General features: G+C 71.1%; 22 protein-coding genes. 9 read left to right on the top strand and 13 right to left on the bottom strand.

The window, feature by feature from the left end; all coding sequences use genetic code 11:
- Positions 1–39: 39 nt before the first annotated feature.
- The gene (locus DEIMA_RS16635; protein ID WP_013555496.1) at positions 40–3,390 is read right to left on the bottom strand and encodes a DHA2 family efflux MFS transporter permease subunit; all 3,351 of its coding nucleotides are present in this window, start codon (positions 3,388–3,390) and stop codon (positions 40–42) included.
- A gap of 98 nt (positions 3,391–3,488) precedes the next feature.
- Here DEIMA_RS16635 and DEIMA_RS01660 point away from each other — a divergent pair, with 98 nt between their 5' ends.
- Positions 3,489–3,944, top strand: a complete 456-nt coding sequence (locus tag DEIMA_RS01660) for a MarR family winged helix-turn-helix transcriptional regulator (protein ID WP_013555495.1) — start codon at positions 3,489–3,491, stop codon at positions 3,942–3,944.
- An 87-nt stretch (positions 3,945–4,031) separates the two neighbouring features.
- On the opposite strand, the gene DEIMA_RS01655 is transcribed toward DEIMA_RS01660, so the two are convergent.
- Positions 4,032–4,589, bottom strand: coding sequence for a PadR family transcriptional regulator (locus tag DEIMA_RS01655; protein WP_043816362.1), 558 nt, complete (start codon positions 4,587–4,589; stop codon positions 4,032–4,034).
- A gap of 98 nt (positions 4,590–4,687) precedes the next feature.
- On the opposite strand from DEIMA_RS01655, the gene DEIMA_RS01650 reads away from it, so the two are divergent.
- From DEIMA_RS01650 to DEIMA_RS01635, 4 genes are all read left to right on the top strand, one after another.
- Positions 4,688–5,647, top strand: coding sequence for an alpha/beta fold hydrolase (locus DEIMA_RS01650; protein ID WP_013555493.1), 960 nt, complete (start codon positions 4,688–4,690; stop codon positions 5,645–5,647).
- A 606-nt stretch (positions 5,648–6,253) separates the two neighbouring features.
- On the top strand, positions 6,254–7,144 hold the full coding sequence (locus DEIMA_RS01645) for a cation diffusion facilitator family transporter (protein WP_013555492.1): 891 nt from the start codon (positions 6,254–6,256) through the stop codon (positions 7,142–7,144).
- Between the two features lie 203 nt (positions 7,145–7,347).
- On the top strand, positions 7,348–8,283 hold the full coding sequence (locus DEIMA_RS01640; RefSeq protein WP_148234866.1) for an NAD(P)-dependent oxidoreductase: 936 nt from the start codon (positions 7,348–7,350) through the stop codon (positions 8,281–8,283).
- A gap of 109 nt (positions 8,284–8,392) precedes the next feature.
- Positions 8,393–9,364: a quinone oxidoreductase family protein gene (locus tag DEIMA_RS01635; RefSeq protein WP_013555490.1), complete on the top strand. Its 972-nt coding sequence runs from the start codon at positions 8,393–8,395 to the stop codon at positions 9,362–9,364.
- A gap of 46 nt (positions 9,365–9,410) precedes the next feature.
- On the opposite strand, the gene DEIMA_RS01630 is transcribed toward DEIMA_RS01635, so the two are convergent.
- The 3 genes from DEIMA_RS01630 to DEIMA_RS01620 form a co-directional block, all read right to left on the bottom strand.
- Positions 9,411–10,271, bottom strand: a complete 861-nt coding sequence (locus DEIMA_RS01630) for a VOC family protein (protein WP_013555489.1) — start codon at positions 10,269–10,271, stop codon at positions 9,411–9,413.
- A 21-nt stretch (positions 10,272–10,292) separates the two neighbouring features.
- The gene (locus DEIMA_RS01625; RefSeq protein WP_013555488.1) at positions 10,293–10,730 is read right to left on the bottom strand and encodes a DoxX family protein; all 438 of its coding nucleotides are present in this window, start codon (positions 10,728–10,730) and stop codon (positions 10,293–10,295) included.
- Positions 10,731–10,791: 61 nt separating this feature from the next.
- A complete protein-coding gene (locus DEIMA_RS01620; protein WP_013555487.1) occupies positions 10,792–11,235 on the bottom strand; it encodes a MarR family winged helix-turn-helix transcriptional regulator in 444 nt (147 codons plus the stop codon).
- A gap of 217 nt (positions 11,236–11,452) precedes the next feature.
- Here DEIMA_RS01620 and DEIMA_RS01615 point away from each other — a divergent pair, with 217 nt between their 5' ends.
- Together DEIMA_RS01615 and DEIMA_RS16630 are read left to right on the top strand one after the other, a co-directional pair.
- Positions 11,453–12,682: an alpha/beta fold hydrolase gene (locus DEIMA_RS01615; RefSeq protein ID WP_013555486.1), complete on the top strand. Its 1,230-nt coding sequence runs from the start codon at positions 11,453–11,455 to the stop codon at positions 12,680–12,682.
- A 93-nt stretch (positions 12,683–12,775) separates the two neighbouring features.
- Complete coding sequence (locus DEIMA_RS16630) at positions 12,776–14,173, top strand: GAF domain-containing protein (protein WP_013555485.1); 1,398 nt, start codon at positions 12,776–12,778, stop codon at positions 14,171–14,173.
- Between the two features lie 75 nt (positions 14,174–14,248).
- On the opposite strand, the gene DEIMA_RS01605 is transcribed toward DEIMA_RS16630, so the two are convergent.
- The 8 genes from DEIMA_RS01605 to DEIMA_RS01570 all read right to left on the bottom strand — a co-directional run bounded on the left by DEIMA_RS01605 (position 14,249) and on the right by DEIMA_RS01570 (position 19,824).
- Positions 14,249–14,725, bottom strand: coding sequence for a hypothetical protein (locus DEIMA_RS01605; protein ID WP_043816969.1), 477 nt, complete (start codon positions 14,723–14,725; stop codon positions 14,249–14,251).
- A gap of 109 nt (positions 14,726–14,834) precedes the next feature.
- Complete coding sequence (locus tag DEIMA_RS01600; protein ID WP_013555483.1) at positions 14,835–15,215, bottom strand: roadblock/LC7 domain-containing protein; 381 nt, start codon at positions 15,213–15,215, stop codon at positions 14,835–14,837.
- A gap of 67 nt (positions 15,216–15,282) precedes the next feature.
- A complete protein-coding gene (locus DEIMA_RS01595; RefSeq protein ID WP_013555482.1) occupies positions 15,283–15,807 on the bottom strand; it encodes a GTP-binding protein in 525 nt (174 codons plus the stop codon).
- Complete coding sequence (locus DEIMA_RS01590) at positions 15,804–16,457, bottom strand: hypothetical protein (RefSeq protein ID WP_013555481.1); 654 nt, start codon at positions 16,455–16,457, stop codon at positions 15,804–15,806. Before DEIMA_RS01590 ends, DEIMA_RS01595 begins: the two co-directional genes overlap by 4 nt.
- Positions 16,458–16,816: 359 nt before the next feature.
- Positions 16,817–17,413, bottom strand: coding sequence for a hypothetical protein (locus tag DEIMA_RS01585; protein ID WP_013555480.1), 597 nt, complete (start codon positions 17,411–17,413; stop codon positions 16,817–16,819).
- A 51-nt stretch (positions 17,414–17,464) separates the two neighbouring features.
- A complete protein-coding gene (locus DEIMA_RS01580; RefSeq protein WP_013555479.1) occupies positions 17,465–18,559 on the bottom strand; it encodes a sensor histidine kinase in 1,095 nt (364 codons plus the stop codon).
- On the bottom strand, positions 18,556–19,224 hold the full coding sequence (locus tag DEIMA_RS01575; protein WP_013555478.1) for a winged helix-turn-helix domain-containing protein: 669 nt from the start codon (positions 19,222–19,224) through the stop codon (positions 18,556–18,558). The genes DEIMA_RS01580 and DEIMA_RS01575 overlap by 4 nt, the downstream gene beginning before the upstream one ends.
- Positions 19,225–19,260: 36 nt before the next feature.
- Positions 19,261–19,824, bottom strand: coding sequence for a DUF305 domain-containing protein (locus DEIMA_RS01570; RefSeq protein ID WP_013555477.1), 564 nt, complete (start codon positions 19,822–19,824; stop codon positions 19,261–19,263).
- 333 nt (positions 19,825–20,157) lie between these two features.
- On the opposite strand from DEIMA_RS01570, the gene DEIMA_RS01565 reads away from it, so the two are divergent.
- A complete protein-coding gene (locus DEIMA_RS01565) occupies positions 20,158–22,323 on the top strand; it encodes a family 1 glycosylhydrolase (RefSeq protein ID WP_013555476.1) in 2,166 nt (721 codons plus the stop codon).
- Between the two features lie 74 nt (positions 22,324–22,397).
- The gene (locus tag DEIMA_RS01560) at positions 22,398–23,822 is read left to right on the top strand and encodes an amidase (protein WP_013555475.1); all 1,425 of its coding nucleotides are present in this window, start codon (positions 22,398–22,400) and stop codon (positions 23,820–23,822) included.
- The last annotated feature ends 44 nt before the right edge of the window (positions 23,823–23,866 follow it).

The raw sequence follows: 23,866 nt of genomic DNA, 5'->3' as shown, positions 1-23,866 counted from the left end.
GAAGGCCAGGGCGCACGCCCTGGCCTTCCTTATTGGTGGTTACACCTCGATAGACCGCAGTCCATCCTCCGTGACCTGCTCACGCGTCACCGCGCGGGGGCGCGCTTCCGGCAGGAACAGACTGATCAGGAGCGCCAGCACCGTCACGCCCAGGCCCACGCGGTACAGCAGCGACACCGCGTCCGTGAACGCCTGCTTCACGCCCGCGCCGATCCGGTCGATCACCGGCAGCACCTTCACCTTCGCGTCGTCCAGACGCGAGAGCAACTGATTGAGCGCCGTCTTGGGCTGCGTGGCGAGCGTCTCGCGCTCCTTTGCGTCGAGACCCGACAGGATCTTCGCGAGCGCCGCGCGCGGCGCGGTCCGCAGGGCCTGCTGCTCCGCGGCGTCCAGCTTCACGAGGGCGGCGTGCAGCGCCTGCTGCGGCGCGCTCGCCAGCAGGGCTGGCGCCTGCGCGTCCAGCTGCGCGACCGCCTGCGTGAACGCCTGCTGCGGCGCGCTGCGCAGCAACGCGGCCTCCTTCGCGTTCAGGCCCGCGAGCACCTGAGCCAAGGCCTGCTGCGGCGCGCTCGCCAGCGCCTGCTGCTCCTTCACGCGCAGGCCCGCGAGCACCTGGGTCAGGGCCGCCTGACGCGCGGCCTTCAGTGCGCCCGGCAGGGCCGCGTCCAGCTGCGCCTGCGCGCTCGTCAGCGCGGCCTGCACAGCCGCAGTTTCCGCCGCGGGTTCGGCGGCGTCGAGTTGCGCGCTCAGCGCCTGCACCGTCGCGGCGCGCGCGTCCGGGGTGGCGAGCGCCTCGGCGGGCAGGGCCGCGAGCGCATCACGCAGCGCCTGGGGCAGCTGGGGGTTCTGCGTCAGCGGGCGGACGTCGCCAGCGGTCACGGCCGCCGCCACCGCCGCCTTCTGCGCGGCCTGGCCGCGCTGCACAGCGGCGCGAACCCCACCGGCCGTCAGGGTCTGCCGCAGCGCGGCGGGCGTGCTGGGGGCTTTCAGGAGCGCCTGTACGGCCTGGGCGTCGTTGTCCCGCAGGGCGCGCGTCAGCAGGTCCCGCTGCTGCGCCAGCCCCGCGCGGACCTTCGCGTCCAGCCCGCCCCGCTCGAAGAGGGCGCGGAGCTCGGCGGGCGTCTGCGGGTTCCCGAGAATCTTCCGGGTGGCGACCGGGTCGCTGTCGCGGAGCGCCGCCGTGAGGAGCGCACGCTGCTCGTCGAACGCGGCCTGCACGCGGGCACGCACGCCGCCCCGCTCGAAGAGGGCGCGGAGCTCGGCGGGCGTCTGCGGGTTCCCGAGGATCTTCCGGGTGGCGGCCGGGTCGCCGTCGCGGAGCGCCGCCGTGAGGAGCGCGCGTTGCTGCGCGAACTCCGCGCGGATGTGCCCCTGAATGCCGCCGCCCTGCAGGGCGGCGCGGAACGCGGCGGGCGTCTGCGGGTTGCCGAGGACCTTCTGGATGGCGGCCGGGTCGGCGTTCAGGACCGCGCGGCGCAGCAGCGTGCGCTGCTCGTCGAGGCCCCGCTGCACCTGCGCGTCCACGCCGCCGCCGGACAGGACCGCGCGCAGTTCCGCGGGCGTCTGCGGGCTGGCGAGCAGTTCACGCACGGCCGCCGGGTCGTTCCATAGCAGGGCGCGCGTCAGCAGGTCACGCTGCTGCGCGATGCTCGCCTTCACCTGCGTGGCGACGCCGCCGCGCACGACGTCCTTGAGGTCCTGCGGGAGTTGCGGGTTGCTGGTGACTTCCCGGATGGCCGCCGGGTCGCGGTTGAGGACGGCGCGGGTGAGCAGCGTGCGCTGCTCCGCGAACCCGGCGCGGATGGCGCCCTCGAAGCCGCCCTTGCGCAGGACGTCCCGCAGGGCACCCGGGGTCTTGGGGTCGTCGAGGAGCGCGCGGACGGCCCTGGGGTCATGGTCGCGGAGCGCGGCGACGTAGCGGGCGCGGGTCTCGTCGAGTTTCTGCACGGCCTGGCGTTTGATGCTGGGCGCATCGAAGCTCTGGTTGCTGCTGGCGGTTTTCGTGCCGGACGTGCCGTTCAGGTCGAATTGCGCGCGCATCTCGGTGGGCAGGCCCTGCCTGGCGGCGGTCACGGTGTCCTGAATTTCGCTCTTGAGGGTGGACGCGAACAACGTCCCGAGGAACGCCACGCCGATGGTGCTGCCCAGCGAGCGCAGGAAGTTGTTCGTGCCGGTCGCCGCGCCGATGTCGCGCGGGCTGACGGCACCCTGAATGGCGAGCGTGAGCATCGGCAGGACCGGCCCGAGGCCCAGGCCGACGATGATCATCTTCCAAGTCAGTTCCAGCTGGGTGCTGTTTACGCGCAGGGTGTAGCCCATCAGGATGAAGCCGAGCATCAGCAGCAGGCCGCCCACGATGATGATGGGCTTGAGCTTGCCGACGCGCGCGAACACCTGACCGGCAACGACGCTGCCGAACACCAGCCCGATGGTGAGCGGGAACGTCGTGAGGCCCGCGCTGGTGGCGCTCAGGCCGATGACGTTCACCATGTACAGCGGCAGGAACACCGTCGCGGCGAAGAACACGATGCCGAGAAAGAACGTGGCGACGTTCGCGACGGCGAACGTCTGGTTGCGGAACAGGCGCACGTCGATAATCGGGTCGGCGGCGCGCAGCTCCACGGCGATGAACGAGCTCAGGGACGCCGCGGCCACACCGAGCAGCGTGAGGATCGGCCAGGAGCCCCACAGGTACCCGCTCTCGCCGGGCGCGACGCTGGTCTTGCCGAGCGACAGTGCGAGCAGCAGCGTGACGCTGAACACCACCAGCAGCGCCGCGCCGGGCAGGTCGAGCGGCGCGCGTTCCCGCTGCTGCCGCAGGGCCGGCATGAACAGCATGGCGGCGAGCGCGAGGACGCCCAGCGGCACACTGATGAAGAAGACGTTGTGCCAGCCGAAGTGGTCGGTGACGTACCCGCCGACGATGCTGCCAAGCACCGACGCGAGGCTGAACACCGCGCCGATCAGGGCGGTGTAGCGGCTGCGCTGCTCGGGCGGGTACAGGTCCGCGATGACGGCGTACATCAGGCCGATCAGGGCGGCGCCGCCGAGGCCCTGGACGGCGCGGCCCATGATGAGCATGCTGACGCCGCTGGCGAGGCCGCACACCATGGACCCGGCGACGAACACGAGCGTCCCGAAGATCAGGATGATCTTGCGCCCGAGGATGTCGCTGAGTTTGCCGTAGATGGGCACGAGGGTGGTGCTGGCCAGCAGGTACGCGGTGGTGATCCACGAGTACAGGCTGTTTTCGATGTTGAGGGCCTTCTGGATGGCCGGGCCGGCGGTGCTGACGATGGTCTGGTTGATGCTGGCGAGCAGCACGGCGAGCAGGATGGCGACGAACGAGATGGTGCGTTGTCGCGGGGTGAGTTCGTTGGGGGTGGTCATGGGCGCTCCTGAGGCATAAGCATCAGATTTTCCTACACCCGGACCAATATTTGCAAATTTGCAACTACGTGTGCTGGGCAGGCAGTACCATCAACGCCATGCCGGACACCCCCGCCCCCGACCCCACCGCCCTCGCCGCGCGCTACCTCGACGCGTTCTACCGCGCCCGCGAAGCTTTCGGCCGCGCCATCGGCCCCACCCTCCGCGCGCAGTACGACCTCGATGTCCGCGACTACCTCATCCTCCGCTGGATTCAGCAGCAGCACCTCACCCCCGGCAGCCTCGCCGAACTCCTCCACGTCCCCAGCTACGCCACCAGCCGCCTCCTCGACCCCTTCATCAAACGCGGCCTCGTGCAACGCCAAGTCGACGACACCGACGCCCGCCGCTACCGCCTGCACCTCACCCCCGAAGGCCGCGCCGTCACGCAGGCCATCGAAGCGCACGTCGCCGCCCTCCTCGGCCAGTTCCTCCACGACCTCGGCCCGCAGCAGACCGAACAGCTGCTCAGGAGCCTCGAAGCCTTCGCCCGCCTCGACACCCCGCACCCCTGAACGAACAGGCCCCGCTGATCCGCCAGGACGATCACCCCTCCGACCGGCACGCCGCGCGGCCCACCCCACCATCCGCGCGCCTCGGCCTCAAGGGTCGCTCTGCGCGTCGTCAGGCTGCTCCAGCTGCTCCAGGGTCCGCGCCACCCAGCTCCGGTCCGCCTGCGTGAGCACCTGAAGCCGCTCAATGGCCCGGCGCACCCCCTTCGGAAAGGGAAACGTGAACCCCGCATACAACGCCAGCCGCGCGTCCAACTTCGCCAGTCGCGCGCGCAACGCCGGCACGAGGGCCGCGTCCGGAAGGTGGTCACTGAACATCACCGGCACGTTGCCCGGCGGGAACAGCGGCTCCTCGTCTCCCAGCAGCTGCAGCAGCAACGTCTCGAAGTGCGCGCGGCCCGCACCCGTGAGCGAATAGACCTTGCGGGGCGTGCGCTCGCCGTACAGCTCAGGGCGGCTCCCCACCAGCCCCAGCTGCTCCAGCCGGTCCAGCAGCTGGTACGCCGTGGCCTTCTTCAGCGGCAGGACATGCTGCAGGTTGTGCTGAATGAAGTCGTGCAGTTCGTACCCGTGACGGTCCTGCGCGACGAGCAGGCCCAGCAGGAGCAGGGTGCGGTCATCGTGCGGCACAGCAGAGGTTCTCGGCATGGAGCTTCAGTCTAATTTAGTCATTTATGACCAAATTCAGGTCACCCCTCCGGCATGCTGAAGCTCCACTTCGCCCCACACCCCCGAGAGGACCCACCATGCACACCCACACCCGCCGCGCCCTGCTCCTGCTCGCCACGCTCGCGCTCGCTGGCACCGCCATCACCGCCACCGCGCAGGCCCGCACCACCACACCCACCCTGCAGCCCGCCCTCAACGGCGAACGCCGCACCCTCAACCTCCCCGGCTTCGGGAACGTCGCCTACTACGCCGACCCGCGCGGCCCCGGCCGCCCCCTCATCCTCACCCACGCCGTCAACGCCGCCGCCAGCGCCTACGAAATGAAACCCCTCTGGGACGCCTACGCCGGCACCCGCCCCGTCTACGCCCTCGAATGGCCCGGCTTCGGCAGCAGCGACCGCCCCGACACCCCCTACACCCCCGACCTCATGACCGCCGCCCTCAACGCCCTCATCGACACGCTCGGCACCGACGTGGACGTCATCGCCCTCAGCCTCGGCAGTGAATTCGCCGCCCGCGCCGCCCTGCGCGAACCCCGCATTCACACCCTCGCCCTGATCAGCCCCACCGGCCTGGGCCGCGAACGCAACGGCACGCAAACCGCCGCGTCCACCGACGGCGGCGCGCAACTGTACGCCCGCCTGAACGCCGTCGGTGACCCGCTCTTCTGGGCGCTCCGCACCCGCCCCAGCATCCAGTACTTCCTCAGCCGTTCGTTCCGCGGCCCCGTCAACACCGACCTGATCAACTACGCCCTGCAGAGCAGCGCCCAGCCCGGCGGCAAGTACGCCCCCCTGTACTTCATCAGCGGCCGCCTCTTCACCACCAACGCCCTCGAACAGCTCTACCGCCCGCTCCGCACCCCCACGCTCGTCCTGTTCGACCAGGACGCCTTCGTGAACTTCGACCGCCTCCCGGACTTCCTGGACGGCCCGGACCGCCGCGCCGTGCGCATCCCCGACACCGACGGCCTCCCGCACTTCGAGAAACCCCTCGAAGTGCGCCGCGCGCTCGACGACTTCTGGGCCGCACACTGACACCACCTCTAAACGAGGGGGCTTCCCACTCACCGGGAAGCCCCCTCGTCTTCGCCTGCTCAGGCGGCTACGCGCAGGTGCAAAACACGCCGACCAGCTCGTCACCACGACGGGGTTCATGGCGTCCAACAGCAGGGAACTGCGGACAGCGGCCAGGCCACGCAGCCCCCATCCCACCTGTGAGGTCCGTTGAGCGGTCCAGCCAGAGCGGTGCACAGCAGCGCCGCGCACCGGTCGTCGGCTGTAGGTCCTCAACGTGTGGCAGACCAGCCTGAATCCGCCTGGCCGAGCGTGAGCCACGCGAACCTGAGCAACAGCAGGGTTCCGCGGCATGTGGTCGTTCAAGATAGGCAAGAGCCGAAGCACAAGGACCGGCGTACTTCGGCTCCTCCGAGCCATCTCGATCAGCGGTGCGTGCCCGGTTGCCGTTCAGTGCGCCCGTCACTCGGTCAGTGACGAAGCGTGTGCGCCCAAAGAGTACCCTTCATGCTCCCTAAACTTTCCCGGAATTTCGCGTTCAGCACGGCATCCCGCCTGGCAGGAGGCTGAAACCGCGTCCAGTAGGCTGAGGCGGTTCACGCCTGCGCGCCAGGCCCCACGAGGTTCATGTTGCTCACCCCCACCCGACTTGCCCTTGGCAGTGTCCTGATCGGCCTGCTCGTCCTCGCCCTCAAGTTCGTCGCGTACCAGCTGACCGGGAGCGTCGCGCTGTATTCCGACGCTCTGGAAAGCATCATCAATGTGGTGGCGTCGATCGCGGCGCTGATCGCTCTGCGCATCAGCGCGCGCCCCGCGGACGCGAACCACCCGTACGGGCACACCAAGGCGGAGTACTTCTCCGCTGTGCTGGAGGGCACACTGATTCTGCTGGCCGCGTTCGCGATCCTGCGCGAAGCGGTACTGGGCTTCATGCACCCACGAGCGTTCGACGCGAACAGCACCGGCCTGCTCATCAGCGGCGGCGCGTCCGTCCTGAACGGCGTGTGGGCGACCCTGCTGCTGCGGTTCGGGCAGCGCTGGCGTTCGGCCGCCCTCACGGCCGACGGGCGCCACCTGATCACGGACGTCGTGACGTCCGTGGGGGTGCTGGTGGGCGTCGGTCTGGCGGCCCTCACCGGCTGGCGCGTCCTCGACCCCCTGCTGGCGGCGGTCGTGGCCGTGAACGTCCTGTGGTCCGGGTGGCAGCTCGTGCGGGAGTCCGTGGGCGGCCTGATGGACGCGGCGCCCGCGCCGGAAGTGGTCGCGCAGATCCGCGACATCATCGCCCGAACCGCTGTGGGGGCGCTGGAGGCGCATGACGTGCGGGCGCGGCACGCGGGCCACGCGACGTTCATCGAGTTCCACCTGGTGGTGCCGGGCGACATGCGCGTGGCGGAAGCGCACGGCATCTGTGACCGCCTCGAGGAGACCCTGCAGGCGCAGATCGAGGGGGCGGTGGTGACCATTCACGTTGAGCCTGAAGGGCAGGCGAAGCACACGGGCGTGCTCGTCCTCTGAGACCAGCGCCCCTTGGGGTGTGAAGGCGCCGGGCGCAGCAGCCCGGCGCCTCCGGTTCGGCCTCTGAAGTGAAGGTGGGGCTGCGCGCGTGGCAGGGTCCGCTGCTGTACCCAACCGTGGCTTCGGGGTCGCGGCTGGTTGTGGGGTTGCGCGCTGACTTCGGGTACACTGCGGCACCACCTGCGCTGAGGACGCCCATGACCATGAACGGTTCCGTTTCTCCTGTTGGTTTTCTCGGGCTGGGCGTGATGGGCCAGCCCATGGCCCTGAATCTTGCTCGTACGGGCACACCCCTCGTGGTGTGGAACCGGACGGCCGCGCGGTGTGCGCCGCTGCGTGACCTCGGCGCGGACGTCGCGGAGACGCCCGCCGAGGTGTTCGCGCGTGCCCGCACCGTGATCGTGATGCTCGTGGACGAAGCGGCCATTGACGCTGTTCTCCGACGGGGCACGGCCGAGTTCCCGGCGTTCGTGGCGGGGCGGACGCTCGTCGTGACCAGTTCCATCACGCCGGAGTACTCGCGCGCCCTCGCAGCCGAGGTGGGCGCGCACGGCGGCACGTACGTGGAAGCGCCCGTGTCCGGGTCGCGCATTCCCGCTGAACAGGGCGCGCTGGTCGGCATGCTCGCGGGGGACGAGGCCGTGGTGGAGGCGCTGCGGCCGATCTTGCAGCCTGTGTGCCGCGCGGTGGTGTACTGCGGGCCGGTGGGGCACGCCCTGCTGATGAAGTTCGCCGTGAACCTGTTCCTGAACGTCATGGTCGCGGGTCTCGCGGAAGCGGCGCACTTTGCGGGGCAGCAGGGGCTGGACCTGCGACAGTTCCAGGCGGTGCTGGACGCGGGGCCCATGGCGAGTGGCGTTTCGCGCCTGAAGGTCGCGAAGCTGGTTGAGCGGGACTTTTCGGTGCAGGCGGCGGTCAGTGACGCGCTCAACAGTGCGCGCATGATCAGTGAGACTGCGCGCGCGTCGGGGACGGCGGCGCCGCTGATCGACCTGACGCGCGCCCTGCTGGCGGAGACGGTGGCGCTGGGCGCGCCGCGCGAGGACATGATCGCGGTGGTGCGCGCCCTTGAGGCGCGCACCACCGCCGGGGGTGAAGGGGCGCCGCTCCAGCAACTGGCTGAGGACAGGTCCGGGTAGAGGGACGGCCCCCACCCCGAAGGCGCGGTGAGGGCAGCGCGGTAGGGGCGTGGCCCGTTTGCGCTCGCCGTCACGCTTGCGGGGGCTTCGGGGCGGGTACGCTCCACGCATGCGTGCCGTTCGAGTGCATCAGCCCGGAGAAGCCAGCGCCCTCGTCCTTGATGATCTGCCGATGCCCGTGCCCGGCCCCGGGGAGGCGCGCGTGAAGCTGACGTACGCCGGCCTGAACTTCATTGACGTGTACCACCGCACGGGCCTGTACCCGTTGCCGCTGCCGGCCATTCTGGGCAGCGAGGGGGCCGGCACCGTCGACGCGGTGGGGGCGGGCGTGACGGACGTTCGCGTGGGTGAGCGGGTGGCGTTCGCGCTGCACCGCGGCACGTACGCCGAGTACGCCGTCGTGCCCACCTGGAAGTTGCTGCCCGTTCCGGACGGCGTGAGTGACGCGCAGGCGGCCGCGCTGCTGCTCCAGGGTCTGACCGCGCACGCCCTGGCGCTCAGCACTGTTCCCCTGAAGTCCGGTAACACCTGCCTCGTCCACGCGGCGTCCGGCGGGGTGGGGTTGCTGCTGACGCAGATTGCGCGGCGGCAGGGTGCGCGCGTGCTCGCCACGGTCGGGAGCGCCGAGAAGGCCGCGCTCGCCCGGAATGCGGGCGCGGACGAGGTGATGCTGTACCGCGACGTGGACTTCGAAACGGAGGTGCAGCGCCTGACGGCCGGCGCGGGGGTGGACGTCGTGTACGACGCCGTCGGGCGGGACACCTTCGCGAAGGGCCTGAACGTACTGCGGCCACGCGGCACGATGGTGCTGTACGGCGCGGCGAGCGGGCCCGTGGAGCCGCTGGATCCGCAGGTGCTCAACCAGAAGGGCAGCCTGTTCCTGACCCGGCCGACCCTCGGGCATTACGTGGCGACCCCGGAGGAGCTGCGCGAGCGGGCCGCGGATCTGTTCGCGTGGCTCGCGGACGGGACGCTGCACCTGCGGATTGATCGGACGTTCCCGCTGGCGCAGGCGGCCGAAGCGCACCGGTACATCGAGGCGCGGGGGACGAAGGGGAAGGTGCTGTTGCAGGTGCCCTGATGTGGGCGGCGGGGAGCGTCCACCCTCCGCTCGCCGTGGGCGCTGTTCAGGGGCCGTGCCGGAAGCGCAGGGGGTTGCCCGCCGGGTCGTGGACGTCAAGGGTGTCGCGTTCGCGGTGGAAGGGCACGTCGGCGCGGTGCAGGCGGGCGCCCAGGGCGTCGAGGTCCGTGGCGTGCGGCAGGTTCACGTTTACGCGCATGAGCGCGCTGGCGGTCTCGCCGGCCGGGGCGCGCCGCGCGCCCCCCCAGGTGTTCAGGCCGAAGTGGTGGTGGTAGCCGTGGACGGAGATGAACAGCGCGCCCGGCCAGCGCGCGACGACGTCGAAGCCCAGCACGTCCCGGTAGAAGGTTTCGGTGGCGTTGAGGTCGCTGACGCGCAGGTGGACGTGCCCCATGACGGTGCCTGCGGGCAGGCCGGTGAACGGGGCGTCCGCGCCGGGTTCGGCGAGCAGGCCCTGCAGGTCGATGGGGTCGCCGGCCATCTGCACGTGGCCGTCCTGCCAGCGCCAGGTGTCGCGCGGGCGGTCCCGGTACACTTCGATGCCGTGCCCGTCGGGGTCCTGGAGGTAGAAGGCTTCGCTGACGAGGTGGTCGCTCTGGCCGATGCGGAGGCCGGTGCTGGCGGCGTGCTGCACCCAGCGGGCGAGGTCGGCGCGGGTGGGGAGCAGCACCGCGAAGTGGTAGAGGCCCGGGGCGGTGGGCCGCGCGGGCTGCGCGCCTGGCTGTTCGGTGAGGAGCAGCAGGGGTTGGGCCGGGTGGCCGAGCGTGGCGGTGGTGGGCGCGCGGTCGAGGACGGCCATGCCGAGCACGTGCGCGTAGAAGGCGACGCTGCGTCCGAGGTCCGCGACGCTCAGTTCGACGGGGCCGAGCGTCAGGTCGGTCAGGGTGGGGGTGGTGGGCTGGGTCATGTGCACCTCGGGTGGTGGGGGTCAGGCGGCGGTGCGGGTGCGCAGGGCGTCGAAGGCGTAGCGGCCGGCGCCGGTGAGGGCGAGGGCGGCGTTGGCGGCGAGGAGCGCGAGGGGGAATTCGATGCCGGCAGGGTTGAAGAAGCCAGCCTTGAGGTGCACGAAGATGATCGCGCCGAGCATGTCGAGGGCGAGGAGGACGGCGGCGGCGCGCGTGAAGAAGCCGCTGACGAGGGCGGCGCCGCCGATCAGTTCGATGAAGGCGATGGAGGGGGCAGTGAGGGGTGGGAGGGGGACGCCCATCTCGGTGAAGGCGCCGACGGTGCCGCTGAGGGTGTAGCTGAAGATCTTCTGGGCGCCGTGGGCGACGAAGATCAGGCCGATCAGGATGCGGAGGACCGCGAGGGCGAGGTCAGTGCGGGCGAGGGTGGTGGGCGTGGGGGTGGTGCGGGTCGTGGTCATGGCAGGCTCCTGGTCGTTCTGACGATAGGCGTGATAACAAGTACAGAGGCGAAAAAAGACTTCAGGGGTGTTGACCCTGGGCGCTCGCTGCTCGCAGCAACGTGAGCAGCAGGTGCAGGCGTTCGGTCGAGAGGTGCTGGAACTGACGGTGATGCAGGTCCGCCAGGGGCGCGTCGAAACGGTCCACGAGTGCGCGCCCCTGCGGGGACAGGCGTGTGAGCAGCACGCGCCGGTCCTGCGTGCTGCGCGCGCGCTCCACCAGCCCCTGCTTTTCCAGGCGGTCGAGCAGGCGGGTCACGTCCGGATCGCGGTTGATCAGCCGCGCGGCGATCTCGCCGCAGGTCAGGGGGTGTTCCCCGGCTCCGCGCAGGATCCGCAGGACGTTGAACTGCGTGGCGCTCAGCCCCTCCCGCTTGAACAGCTCCTCGGTGTCGTCGTGGAGACGCACCGCAAGCGTCTGCAGGGCGAGGTAGGTCGCGTGTTCGAGGGCGGCGTTCTCTGGCATAAGGGCATGACCTGTAGGTCCCCTCCAAAATAGTCGTTATAACGACTACTGTCAAACGACTCGAAGGGGCGCCTGTGGGCTGCCGCCACACCCCACGCCAAGGCCGTACAGCCCCACCCGCTGACCGCTCAAGCTCAGCTCCAGCCCACGCGGCGCCTCAGGACTCCAGCCGCGCAACATGTCGGCAGGCGAGCCACGCCATAAGGTCTACTGGGTCATGCCGTTCACCTACCGCACCCCCGGCCTCGTCATCACCGACCACGAACTGCCGGTGCCCCTCGACCACACGAACCCACACGGCCCGACCATCACAGTCTTCGCGCGCGAAGTCGCCTTGCCCGAAGGGCAGAACCGCCCGTACCTCGTCTTCTTCCAGGGCGGCCCCGGTTCCGAAGCGCCCCGCCCCGTCACCGCCGGCCAGCCCGGCTGGCTGCACCGCGCCCTGCAGGACTACCGCGTCCTGCTCCTCGATCAGCGCGGCACCGGCCGCTCCACCCCCGTCGGCCACCTGCCGGACCGGACGCCCGACGCGCAGGCCGCGTACCTCCGGTGCTTCCGCGCGGACTCCATCGTCCGCGACGCCGAATGCCTCCGCCAGCACCTCGGCGTGGACGCCTGGAGTGTCCTCGGACAGAGTTTCGGCGGCTTCTGCGTCACCACGTACCTGTCGCTCGCCCCGGACGCCCTCACGGAAGCGTTCATCACCGGCGGCCTCCCCGCCCCGGGCCACCACCCTGACGACGTGTACCGCGCCACGTACGCCCGCGTGCTCGACCGCAACCGCCGCTTCTACGACCGGTACCCGCAGGACCTGGACCGCGTGCGCGCCATCACCGCCCGCCTCCAACGCGAGGACCTCCGCCTGCCGAATGGCGACCGCCTCACCGCGCGGCGCTTCCTGCAACTCGGGCAGGTGCTCGGCATGAGCAGCGGCGCGGAACGACTCCACTACCTCCTCGACCTGCCCGTCGACTCGCCCGCCTTCCTGCACGACGCCGCCGCGACGCTCACCTTCGGACGCAACCCCCTGTACGCCGTCCTGCACGAGGCGTGCTGGGCGGACAGCAGCGTCACCGGCTGGTCCGCCGCTCGCGTACAGCCCGAAGCGTTCGACACCCTCGAACTGTTCACGGGGGAGATGGTGTTCCCGTGGATGTTCGACGAGTACGCGGCCCTCCAGCCCCTGCAGGCCGCCGCCGAACAACTCGCCGCGCAACCCTGGGGCCCCCTGTACGACCCCGCGCGACTGCAGGCGAACACCGTGCCCGTCGCGGCGGCCATCTACGCGGACGACATGTACGTGGAGCGCGCGTTCTCCGAAGCGACCGCGGGCATGATCCGGGGCGCGCAGGTCTGGCTGACCAACGAGTACGAGCATGACGGCCTGCGCGCGTCCGGGGACCGCGTGATCGGCCGCCTGATCGACCTGGTGCGCGGGCGCCTCTGACGCGTCCAGTCCCCGGCTTCGGCGGCGGGTAGGGATCCGGAACCTGTGGCTCCGGATACCTACCCGGAGCGCCGCGCACGCTAGCGTCGGCAGGTGACGGAAAGCGGACGGGACCGAGAACTGGAGCGACTGAAAGCGCTTGCGCGCTACGCCATTCTCGACACCCTCCCCGAAGAAGCCTTCGACCGGCTCGCGAACCTCGCCTCGCACATCTTCGAGGTGCCCATCGCGCTGATCTCCTTCGTAAGCGAAGACAGCCAGTTCTTCAAGGCCTGCCTGGGCCTCGACATGCGCCAGACCGACCGCTCCCTGTCGTTCTGCGCGTACGCCATCGAGGCCGACGAGGTGATGTGCGTGCCCGACGCCACGCTCGACGCCCGCTTCGCCGACAACGCCCTCGTGACCGGCTACCCCGGCATCCGCTTCTACGCGGGCGCGCCCATGACCACCCCGGACGGCTTCAAGCTCGGCACGGTCTGCCTCATCGACACCGTCCCGCGCGCGCCCCTCAGCGCCGAAGAACAGGCCCTGCTCGCGAGCCTCGCGGCCATGGCCGTCGACGAACTGGAACTCCGCCGCAAAACGCTCGCGCTCGAACGCGAAACGCACGCGAACGCCACGCTGCTCGCGCACGTGCGCCGCACCGCCAGGCACGCGGACGCCCTCGTGGCGCTCAGCGAACTGACCGACCTCGACCTGACGCCCCGCGAACTCGCCGTGCAGAGCGCCGCCCTCGTCGCCCGCGAAGGCCGACTCGACTGGGTCGGCCTCGTCATGCACGACGACACCCTCATGACCGTGCTGCCCCTCTACGCCGCCGCGGACCTCACGCCCGAACTCGCCGCGCACCTCGCGCTGCCACCCCGGGTGACGCTGCAGGACCTGAGCGTCCTGCACGCCCGCGCCCGCGCCGCCTACGCCGACGACGCGGCCGCCCTACCCGCCATGCACGCCGCCCTCCAGGCGCACGGCGTGCGCGGCTCCGCGCTCCTGCCGCTGGGCAGCTTCGCGGACGTCACGTACAGCGTGTGCGCGGTCCGCCGCGCGCACCAGGGCTGGACGCCCGCGGACCGCGCGCTGCTCAGCATGTACGGACGCAGCGTCGCGGAACGCCTGCGGCGCGCCCCCACGCGCCCCGCGCAGCCGCCCTCCGACGCGGCGGCACTCCAGGTGGAGGTGCGGGTCGGCCCGCTCAGGGTGCACCTCCAGCAGCGGCGCCTGTCGCTGGGGGCGCGCGGCGTGAAGCTCACGCCGCTGGAGTTGCAGGTCCTGCTGGTGTTCGCGCGCGCGCCGGAGCGGCTGTTCACGCGCGCGGAACTGGAGCGCCTCGCGTGGCCGGACGCGCGCCCGGACAGCCGCAACACCCTGAACGTGCACCTCGCCAGCCTCCGCCGGAAACTCGAGGAACTCACACCAGACGTGTCCATCCTGACGGTGCGCGGGGTCGGGTTCGTGCTGCACCTCGAAGCGACGATGGCGCCGCCCGCCTGACCAGCCCGGGCGGAAAGCACGGCCAGACGGGCGGGCAGGAGGGTCAGCCCTCCTGCCCGCCCGCGCCCGGCAGGGTTACAGGGGGCTGAAGACGAACTTGTCGCTCTGCGCGCCGCGCAGCACGCTCTCGGTGTGCTCACCGAGGTACGTCCGCCCGGTGACCGCCTCCAGGGCGCCCCACACGGCGCCAAGCGTGAACGTGCAGCGGCGGTCGCTGCCCTGCGGTTCGCCCGCGCTGCACACGGTGTCCTGCGTTTCGATCACGATGGTGTCGCCGTCCTGATAGGAGTTCGTGACGGCGCACAGGCGCGTCCCGGCCTCGCCGATCGCGGCGTCGAGCGCCGCAGCGATCTGCTCGACGGGCACGTTGGCGCCCGTGAGGCCGAGCTCAGCGACGAGCGCGTGCCCGCGGACCTTCCCGGCGCGGGTGAAGACCACGGCGGCGCCGTCCGGGCCGAGGGTGTCCTCGACGCCGGTAATCACGGCTTTGAAGCAGACGACGGAGTTGAAGTCGCCCAGGCGCGGGCGAATGGTGAATTCAGAAGGGGTCATGTCGGGCGTACTCCTGTGAGGGGCGGGGCTGGGCGGGTCGGCCTGCGGGTACAGCGCTTGCAGCAGGGCGTGCAGGGAGGACATGGGTGTGGCGGCGCCGGCGCGCGCGTCAGAGGATGCTGGCGACGGCCTGCGCCGCGTCGCGCGCTTCCATGTGCAGCAGGCCGAGGTTCATGCCGGTCGGCGCGACGACCGCGAGCACGCCCTTGCGGCCCGCCGCGTAGATGTACACCTGACCGTCCGTGCCGCTGACGCTCATTTCTGTGAGGTCGCCGGAACCGAGCGTGTCGTTGATGCGTTTGCCCAGGCCAACCGCCGTGGCCGCCATCGCCGCGACGCGCGTGGCGTCGGTGCCTTCGCCCATCATCTGCGCGATGGGCAGCCCGTCGGCCGTGGCGATCAGCGTGCCGCGCAGTTCCGGCAGGGCGCTACGAAGCTGATGCAGGGCGGTGCGAAGTTGATCCTGTTTGCTGAGTACGGCGGTGGTCATAAGAACTCCTAAAAAGAGGGAAGGGGGGATTGGAGCGCGACAGGTCGCGGAATTCCCGGAAGGGCCATCAGGGTCTGGCGGTTGGTGCCGCGAGGGTGCGTTCCAGCAGGGCGATCAGCAGCGTGCGCGCGCTGTCCGGATCGGTGGCGTTGATGCCGAGCACCTGCGCGGACGGCACCCCGAAGTACAACGCGACACCCTCCGGTAGCCAGACACGCGGCTGGTCCTGACGGGTGACGCCCACCACGAACGGCAGCGCGTACCGGCTGGTGATGTGATCGAGGATGTGCCGCGCCGGCGCGAAGTCCTGCGGTCGGTCACCGGCCAGCAGCAGTGCGAGGCCGAGCGCGCCCTCGCACAGCACGTCCCACATGAAGTCAAAGCGGTCCTGGCCGGGCGTGCCGTACAGGTGCAGCGTCTGCCCTTCCAGCGTGAGCGTGCCGAAATCCATCGCCACGGTCGTGTGGACCTTCCCGATGTCCTCGCTGGCCTCCGCCTCCGTGGCGACGACAGCCGTTTCGCTGAGGGTCTGCACGAACGTGGTCTTCCCGGCGCCCACCGGGCCGCTCACCACGAGCTTCAGGGGCGTCATGCGTTCACCGCTCCCGTCAGGCGCCGCAGCGCGTTCAGGAACCGCCGGACCGGCGTGAGCGGCGCCCGCTCCGGGTCGCCTGCCGTGACCGGCACGTCCGCGGCGCGCAACGGAACGATGAGTTGCGCGCTCCGCAGCCGGTACGTGAGGTTCCGGGCTTCCAGCGCGCCGATGCCCAGCACCTGCGCGAGCGTCGCGGCGCTGCAGCCCTGCACGAAGTGCGGCTGCACCAGCGCCCACACGGTCGTCAGGTGCGCGGGCGGCGTGGCCTGCGCGGCACTGACGCACGTGAACCGCGTCTCCATGTGCGGCAGGTGCCGTTCGGGCGTATGGACCCCTTCGAGGATGTCCTGCACCAGCGGTTCCAGCGGCAGCGCGAGCGCGGTGGCGCCGGGCGTGAAGGGGCGCGCCTGAAACTCGAACGGTCCGCGCCCGGAGTGAATGAGGTGATGGATGACGTCCCCTGCGGACGCGGCGTCCGGGACCGGCACGCCGTCGATGTGCAGGTGCAGCAGCACGCCGCGCTCCAGGTCAAGGTCGACGCTGCGGCCATGGTAGCTGCGTTGCAGGTACAGCGTGCCGCTCTGCGCGTGCAGGACCCGCATCAGGTCCGTGAAGGCGTGATGCTCGAGTTCTCCGAAAATGGACAACGGACACTCCAATCTCCCCGAGGGGGCATGGATGAACGGGGGGTGGGTTGGGAAGGCCACCCCTCAGGGCGGCCCGAACGAACGCCACTGTAAGAACCGGCGCCTTACATGGCCGTCACGAAAAATCTTTACATTCAGCGCCGCGAGCCCAGGACGGGCTGACCCGCCGCAAGAACGGCTGACCGAGCACCGGCAGCGCGGGCACCACGAAGCCCTCAGACCATGCGCAATTCATGGCCTCAGGGCGTAGGGATGCCCGGTGCGGGGCCGCGTCAGGGCCAGCCCGAAGGCTGAGGAAGCGCCCCCAGTCCTGGGGGCGCTTCCTCAAGAGGGCGCGCCACCACAGCGCGCCGCCTGGGTTACTTTTTGGTGCAGGTGAGGTCGAACTCCATGTTGTAGACCTTCGCGAGGGGCAGCTTGGCCTCCTGCAACTCCTTGAGGCTCTGCGCGTCCGGGCGGATTAACAGGCGCGTCCAGTTACTCACGGTGGTGTTGGCGTACGGCTGCACCGTCACGTTCGTGCCGGGCAGCAGCTCGGTGAACCAGCCGTTGTCGTAATTGGACGTTTCGACGGCCTGCGCGTTCGTCGTGGCCAGGCTCACGTCGGAGGGGTTGAACAGCATGAAGTTGTAGAGCTTCTGCTTGCTGGCGTTCGAGACTTTCAGGACCACGCCGTGCTGGCCGTCCTCATCGGCGCGGCGCACGAGTTGCACGGTGTACACGCCGTTGAACAGCGTGTCGCCGACGCAGCCGCGCAACGCGTCGATTTTCGGCGCAACCCCGCCGGCGGTGAGGGCGCCCACGCGTTTCAGGTCCGCGGCGCTGAGCTGGTAGTACGTCTGGCCGTTCTTCTGCACCGTCGTGGCAGGCAACCCCACCCCGTTGATAAAGACCGTCTGCGAGGACTGAGCGAGGGCCGAGCCGGTCAGGAGCGCCGCGAGCATCACACGTTTCATGCCCTTTGCATACGCGTCACCCTCTCGGACGGTTCCGGCACCTGGCGCGGGTCAGGGGTGAGCGGGGGACGGGCGCGGCAGCGTGAAGGTGAACGTGCTGCCCGCCGGGCTGGACGTGACGCTCAGCTGCCCGCCCATCTGAAGCACGAGGCTGCGCGCGATCGTGAGGCCCACGCCGCTGCCGTCGCTGCGCGTCCGGGCGGCATCCACGCGGTAGAACCGCTCGAAGATGCGCGTCAGGTGCTCGGGGGGGATGCCGCTACCCGTGTCCTGCACCGCGAAGGTCACCTGCCCGGCAGTGGCGTCCGCGTTCAGCGTGACGCGCCCACCGCTCGGCGTGTGCCGCAGGGCGTTCGCCAGCAGGTTCGAGAGGACCTGAAGGGCCCGGTCGAAGTCCGCGTGGACCGGCAGCGGGGTGGCGTGCGCCGGTCGGTGCAGCGCCACGCCGCGCTCCCGGTAGGCGTCCTCGAAACGGTCCGCGGCCGCCAGGAGCAGGTCGTGGGCGCTGAAGGTGCTGGCGTGCAGCGCCACCTGCCCCGCCTCCACCCTGGACACGAGGCTCAGGTCACTGGCCAGGCGTTCGATGGCGCGGACCTCCCGCAGGATGGCGGGCGCCACCTGCGGCGCGGTCATCACCCCGTCCGCGAGGCCCTCGGTGTAGCCGCGCAGCGCCGCGAGCGGCGTGCGCAGCTCATGCCCGACGTTGCCGAGCAGCGCCACCCGGTCCTGCTCCACGCGCTCCAGCGAGCGCGCCAGGACGTTGAAGTTGCGCGCCAGCACGCCCAGCTCGTCACGGCCCGCGTCGGGCAGGCGCCGCCCGTACTGCCCGGCGGCGAGCGCCTGACTGCCGTCCGAGAGCAGCTGAACGGAACGCACGATGCGCCGCGAGGTCACGGAGGCCGTCACGGCGGCGATCAGCACCGCGAACGGCACGGCGGCCACGAGCGCGCCGGTCAGGGTGCGGCGCATCCCGCGTTCCAGGTCGGGGCGCAGCGCGCGACCTTCGGGGCCGAGCAGCTGCACCATCTGCTCCACGTGGTGCCGGTAGAAGCCGGGCGCCGTCAGTTCCGCCAGCCCGAACAGCGCGGCGAGCGCGACGAGGATCACCAGCAGGTGCCCGAGGAACAGCCGCGGGAACAGCTTCACGCGTCCTCCTGAAAGCAGTAGCCAACGCCGCGGACCGTCCGGATGAAGCGCGGCTGCTCCGGCGCCTCCCCGAGTTTGCGGCGCAGGCCCGCCATGTGCACGTCCACGACGCGCTCCACGCCGGGGAAGTCCCCGCCCCACACGCGTTCCAGCAGGCGATCACGCGACCAGACGAACCCGGGGTGGCGCGCGAGCGTCAGCAGCAGGTCGAACTCCAGTTTCGACAATGCGAGCGCCTGACCGTCGAGGTGCGCCGTGCGCTGCCGCTCATCGAGTTCCAGCCCTCCGGACGACACGCGGTCATGAATGCGGGCGCGGCGCAGGAGTGCCCGCACGCGCGCCACCACCTCGCGCGGCGAGAACGGCTTCGTGACGTAATCGTCCGCGCCGACCTCCAGACCCAGCAGGCGGTCCTCCTCCTCGCCGCGCGCCGTCAGCAGCAGCAGCGGAAAGTCCGGGTGGAGACGCCGCTGCGCCCGCGCGAGCTCCAGGCCACTCACGCCCGGCAGCATCCAGTCGAGCAGCGCGAGGTCCGCTTCGGGCAGACGCGCCTGCCCGGCGTGCCCGTCCTGCGCTTCCAGGACGGCGTGCCCGTCGGCGCGGAGGTAGGCGCCGAGGATCTCCAGAATGGCCGGGTCGTCGTCAACGATCAGAATGCGCGCCATGCGTGACCTTCAGGGTAATGTGGTGCGGCGCGCGGGTCAGCGGCGCGGCGCCCGCCACAGCCTGAAGGCGTACATTTCGTCCGCCTGCGCCCGGATGATGCTGCGCGAGAGCTTCAGGACGCGCGCGTCGCTGCTCTTCTGCAGGGCGAGGTTCGCCATGTCCACCGCGGACGCGTGGTGCGGCAGCATCTGCGTCACGAACGCCTGGTCGGCGTTCCCGGCGGCGCTCAGGCGGGCCGTCATGCCCTGCATGCTGCCCGCCATGAGGCGCTGCGCGTTCGTGTCCGCGCCGCCCAGCGTCCGGAGCCAGGCGTTCATGCTGTCGATCTCGCGCGTCTGCTCGCGCAGGATGGCGGCCGCCCAGCTCTTGACCTGCGGGTCCGTCAGGCGGGCCTGAACCGCGCGCGTCATGGCGAGGGCGCCCTGGTGGTGGGCGACCATCATGGAGAGGTACGCGCGGTCGAAGGCCTTGCCACTCAAGCGGGAGAGCGGCGCGGTGTCCGGCGTGGCGGTGTGCATGCTGTGGTCCATCTGTGCGCGCGCGGGCGCGCCGACGAGGGCCAGGGCCGTGAGGCCGACCAGGAAAAGGCGGACGTTCATGCGCTGAAGGTAATGGCGCGGTGTTCAGCTTCTGTAAAGGCCAGCGGGGCGCGGTGCCGCCTGCATGTTCTTGACCAGCCCTGAATATCGCGGTATCCTTAGGTTATCAGCGGCCTGCGGGCCGCCTTTTTCATTGGGGCGCTCGGGGTTCAGGCGCACGCCGGCACGTGAACGTACACCCCGGTCGTCTTCATGTGTTTGAAGGGCCGGCTCTTAACTGCCGGGCGGGTCACTTCACGCCGCTGATACCTCCGGACGTGTCCCCCACAGCACAATGCCGACCATGAACAACCTGATGCGAACGCGACGGAGCGCGGCCTCCAGGGTGCGCCGATGAGCCGCACCCCGCCGAGCGACCGACCGCTCGAACTGTGGATCGGCGTGGAATGCACCTTCAACCGCGTCCACGACCGCTACCTCAACCAGCTGACCGTCTGCGGTCACGACGAACGCCATGACGACCTCGACCTGCTCGCGCAGCTCGGCGCGCGCCGCATCCGCTACCCCGTCCTGTGGGAGCAGGTCGCCCCGGACCACCCCGACGACCTCCACTGGGACTGGACCGACCAGCGCCTCGCCACGCTCCGCGCACGCCAGCTTGAGCCGATCGCCACGCTGCTGCACCACGGCAGCGGCCCCCAGTACACCGACATGCTCGACCCGGCATTCCCGGAGAAACTCGCCGCGTACGCCCGCAAGGTCGCCGAGCGCTACCCGTGGCTGACCGCGTACACGCCCGTGAACGAGCCGCTCACCACCGCGCGCTTCAGCGGCCTGTACGGCGTGTGGTACCCGCACCACACCAGCGACGAGAGCTTCATTCGCATGCTGCTCAACGAATGCCGCGGCACCGTCCTCGCCATGCGCGCCATCCGCGAGGTCCAGCCGAACGCGGAACTCGTCCAGACCGACGACCTCGGCAAGGCGCACGCCACGCCCGCCATGCAGCACGAAGCGGACTTCCAGAACGAGCGGCGCTGGCTCGCGTACGACCTGCTGTGTGGCCGCGTGGACCAGACGCACCCTCTGTGGCCGTACCTCCTGAACTCTGGCGCGACGCCGCAGGAACTGCAGTGGTTCCGGGCGAACCCGTGCCCGCCGGACATCGTCGGCGTGGACTACTACGTGACGAGCGAACGCTTTCTGGACGAGCGCACCGACCGCTACCGCGGGTACCATCAGGTCGGCCCGACCCACGCGGACGTGGAAGCCGTCCGCGTGTACCACAACACCGCCGGCATCGAGCAGTTGCTGCGCGAGGTGTGGGCCCGCTACGAACTGCCCGTGGCGATCACCGAAGCGCACCTTGGCAGCACCCGCGAGGAGCAGATGCGCTGGTTCGAGCAGTTCTGGAAGGCCGCGCAGCAGGTCCGCGCCGAAGGGGCCGACATCCGCGCCGTCACGTCCTGGGCGATTCTGGGCAGCTTCGACTGGAACACCCTGCACACCGACCTGAAGGGCTACTACGAGCCGGGCGCGTTCGACGTGCGCTCCTGCACGCCCCGCCCCACCGCCCTCGCGCGGGTCCTGCAGGCCCGCGCCGCGAACACCGAACCCGAGCATCCCGTCCTGAACGCGCCCGGATTCTGGGAGCGCGCGGACCGCTTCTTCTACCCGCCCGTCGGTGACGCCCCCGCCACCACGCGCCCAGCGGGAACGGCGCGCCCCCTCCTGATCCTCGGGGGCGGCCGCCTCGGGCGGACGGTGCAGCGCCTCTGCGCGGAGCGCGGCCTGAGCGCGCGCCTGCTGCGCAGCAGCGACGTGGACCTCGCCGACGCGTCGGCCGTGCAGCACCTCCTGACGGACCTGCGCCCGTGGGCGGTCGTGAACGCCGCCGGGTACGGCGGCATCGACGAGGCGGAAGTGCACCACGAGGCGTTCTGGCGGCACACCGCCGTGGGCCTCGCCGTCCTCGCCCGCGCGTGCGAGGCGAACGGCGTGCACCTGCTGACGTTCTCGTCCGACCAGGTGTTCGGCGGGGACCGCACCAGCCCCTACCAGGAGCACGACGCCGCGCACCCCGTGAACCGCTACGGGCGCGCCCGCAGGGAAGCGGAATGGCAGGTGCTCGCGTACCACCCGGGCACGCTGGTGGTGCGCAGCAGCGCCGCGCTGTTCGGCGCGAGCGGACGTCAGGACCTGCTCGGCATGGCCCTGCGCACCCTGCGCGCCGGCGGGACGCTGTTCATGGACGACCAGCACCGCTTCTCGCCGACGTACCTGCCGGACCTCGTGCACACCAGCCTGGACCTGCTGATCGACGGGGAGCGCGGCACGTGGCACCTGACGAACGCGGGCGAGACCAGCTGGGCGGACCTGACGCGCATGCTCGCCGACGCGACGGGCGCGCCCGCCGACGCGGTTCAGGCCGTCCCGACCGAGCAGCTCGGGTGGGTGGCGCCCCGGCCACGCTACAGCGCCATGAGCAGCGGGCGCGGCAACCTGATGCCGAAACTCAGCCACGCGCTGGAACGCTACCTCGCCAACGCCAGCGACTGACCCACGCGGAGGCGCCCTCCCCACATGAAGGAAGACGAGGGCGCCCCACACCGACGCGTACGGAACAATGACGCATGGACCCCACCACCTTCACGGTTTCCGCCCTGCACGCGGCCCTGACGGCGCGGCAGGTCACGGCCGTGCAGGTCGTCCAGGCGCACCTCGAACGCCTGGCCCGCCTGAACGGCCACCTGAACGCCGTGGTGGCCCTGAACGACCGCGCCCTCGACGACGCCCACGCCGTGGACGCGCGCCGGACGGGCGGCGCGCAGTTGCGGCTCCTGGAGGGCGTGCCCGTCGTCATCAAGGACACCATCGACGTGGCCGGCCTGCCGACCACCATGGGGTGGGCGCCGCTCAGCGCGCCGGCCGGCGGCGTGGCGCTCGTGCCGGACGTGGACGCTCCGGTCGTCGCGCGGCTGCGCGCGGCGGGCGCCATCGTGCTGGGCAAGACGAACGTGCCCGCGTTCGCGTACGACCCGACCCGGACGGACACCAGCTGGGCCGGACGGACGCGCAACGCCGTGCAGCCGCACCTCGCGCCGGGCGCGAGCAGCGCAGGCACAGCCACCGCCGTCGCCGCCGGGTTCGCGCTGCTCGGCCTGGCGGAGGAAACAGCCGGGTCGATCCTGAACCCGGCCGGCGCGCAGGCGCTCGTCGGCGTGAAACCCACGTTCGGGCGCGTGCCGGGCGAGGGCGTCGTCCCCCTGGCGGGCAGCACCCGCGATGTGGTCGGCCCGCACGCCCGCACCGTCCGCGACGCCGCCACCGCCCTCGACGTCCTCATGGGCGCGCCGCACGCCGCGCAGACCCTCGCGCTCGGCGGCCTGCGCGGGCGCCGGCTGGGGCTGTACGGCCCCGGCTGGAAGGCCGCCCCGCTCAGCGAGGAAACGCAGCGCCTGTACGCCCGCGCGCAGGACCACCTGCGGACCCTCGGGGCGGTACTGGTCCCCGACCCGTTCCGCGGCTCGGGCCTCGTGGACCTCGGGCGCACGTACCCCACCACAGTCGGGTTCGAATCGGTCGCAGCCGACCTGCACCGGTACCTCGCGCGGTACGGCCCGGGCGCGCCCGTCCGTTCCCTGCCTGCCCTGCGTCGGCTCGGGGACCCGTTCGGGCCGGGCGGCGTGCTGGAAGACCTACACGACCGGGTCGCCGCGTCCCTCGCGGACCCGGACGCCCCGCCGGACCTCACGGCCTTCCGGGCTGCGCGCGCCGCGTACGTGCGCGTCATGGGGGCCGTGATGGACGCGCACGCCCTGGACGCGCTGGTGTTCCCGCAGCGCACCGCGGACCTCCCCCCCCTGAACGGGGAGGCGGACATCGAGGCGACGACCGTCTCCGAAGTGAATATTGCGGGCTGGCCGGCCGTGACCGCCCCAGCCGGCGCGCACGCGAGCGGTGCACCGTTCGCGCTCGTGTGGGTGGGCCGGGCGCGGACCGAGGCGGCGCTGCTGCGCCTGGCGTACGCCTACGAGCAGAGCGGCCCGCCAGGCTGAGCGCACGGGCGCTGCCGGAAGCGCCGAACAGCCCCGGGAACCAT

Origin of the sequence: Deinococcus maricopensis DSM 21211, assembly GCF_000186385.1 — a bacterium.
Lineage (GTDB): Bacteria > Deinococcota > Deinococci > Deinococcales > Deinococcaceae > Deinococcus_B > Deinococcus_B maricopensis.
This window is presented reverse-complemented; position numbering and strand designations above follow the sequence as displayed.

Coding starts and splice junctions, on each gene's coding strand:
- DEIMA_RS16635 (WP_013555496.1), bottom strand. CDS start 3,390: ATGACCACCCCCAACGAACTCACCCCGCGACAACGCACCATCTCGTTC.
- DEIMA_RS01660 (WP_013555495.1), top strand. CDS start 3,489: ATGCCGGACACCCCCGCCCCCGACCCCACCGCCCTCGCCGCGCGCTAC.
- DEIMA_RS01655 (WP_043816362.1), bottom strand. CDS start 4,589: ATGCCGAGAACCTCTGCTGTGCCGCACGATGACCGCACCCTGCTCCTG.
- DEIMA_RS01650 (WP_013555493.1), top strand. CDS start 4,688: ATGCACACCCACACCCGCCGCGCCCTGCTCCTGCTCGCCACGCTCGCG.
- DEIMA_RS01645 (WP_013555492.1), top strand. CDS start 6,254: ATGTTGCTCACCCCCACCCGACTTGCCCTTGGCAGTGTCCTGATCGGC.
- DEIMA_RS01640 (WP_148234866.1), top strand. CDS start 7,348: ATGAACGGTTCCGTTTCTCCTGTTGGTTTTCTCGGGCTGGGCGTGATG.
- DEIMA_RS01635 (WP_013555490.1), top strand. CDS start 8,393: ATGCGTGCCGTTCGAGTGCATCAGCCCGGAGAAGCCAGCGCCCTCGTC.
- DEIMA_RS01630 (WP_013555489.1), bottom strand. CDS start 10,271: ATGACCCAGCCCACCACCCCCACCCTGACCGACCTGACGCTCGGCCCC.
- DEIMA_RS01625 (WP_013555488.1), bottom strand. CDS start 10,730: ATGACCACGACCCGCACCACCCCCACGCCCACCACCCTCGCCCGCACT.
- DEIMA_RS01620 (WP_013555487.1), bottom strand. CDS start 11,235: ATGCCAGAGAACGCCGCCCTCGAACACGCGACCTACCTCGCCCTGCAG.
- DEIMA_RS01615 (WP_013555486.1), top strand. CDS start 11,453: ATGCCGTTCACCTACCGCACCCCCGGCCTCGTCATCACCGACCACGAA.
- DEIMA_RS01605 (WP_043816969.1), bottom strand. CDS start 14,725: ATGACCCCTTCTGAATTCACCATTCGCCCGCGCCTGGGCGACTTCAAC.
- DEIMA_RS01600 (WP_013555483.1), bottom strand. CDS start 15,215: ATGACCACCGCCGTACTCAGCAAACAGGATCAACTTCGCACCGCCCTG.
- DEIMA_RS01595 (WP_013555482.1), bottom strand. CDS start 15,807: ATGACGCCCCTGAAGCTCGTGGTGAGCGGCCCGGTGGGCGCCGGGAAG.
- DEIMA_RS01585 (WP_013555480.1), bottom strand. CDS start 17,413: ATGAAACGTGTGATGCTCGCGGCGCTCCTGACCGGCTCGGCCCTCGCT.
- DEIMA_RS01575 (WP_013555478.1), bottom strand. CDS start 19,224: ATGGCGCGCATTCTGATCGTTGACGACGACCCGGCCATTCTGGAGATC.
- DEIMA_RS01570 (WP_013555477.1), bottom strand. CDS start 19,824: ATGAACGTCCGCCTTTTCCTGGTCGGCCTCACGGCCCTGGCCCTCGTC.
- DEIMA_RS01565 (WP_013555476.1), top strand. CDS start 20,158: ATGAGCCGCACCCCGCCGAGCGACCGACCGCTCGAACTGTGGATCGGC.
- DEIMA_RS01560 (WP_013555475.1), top strand. CDS start 22,398: ATGGACCCCACCACCTTCACGGTTTCCGCCCTGCACGCGGCCCTGACG.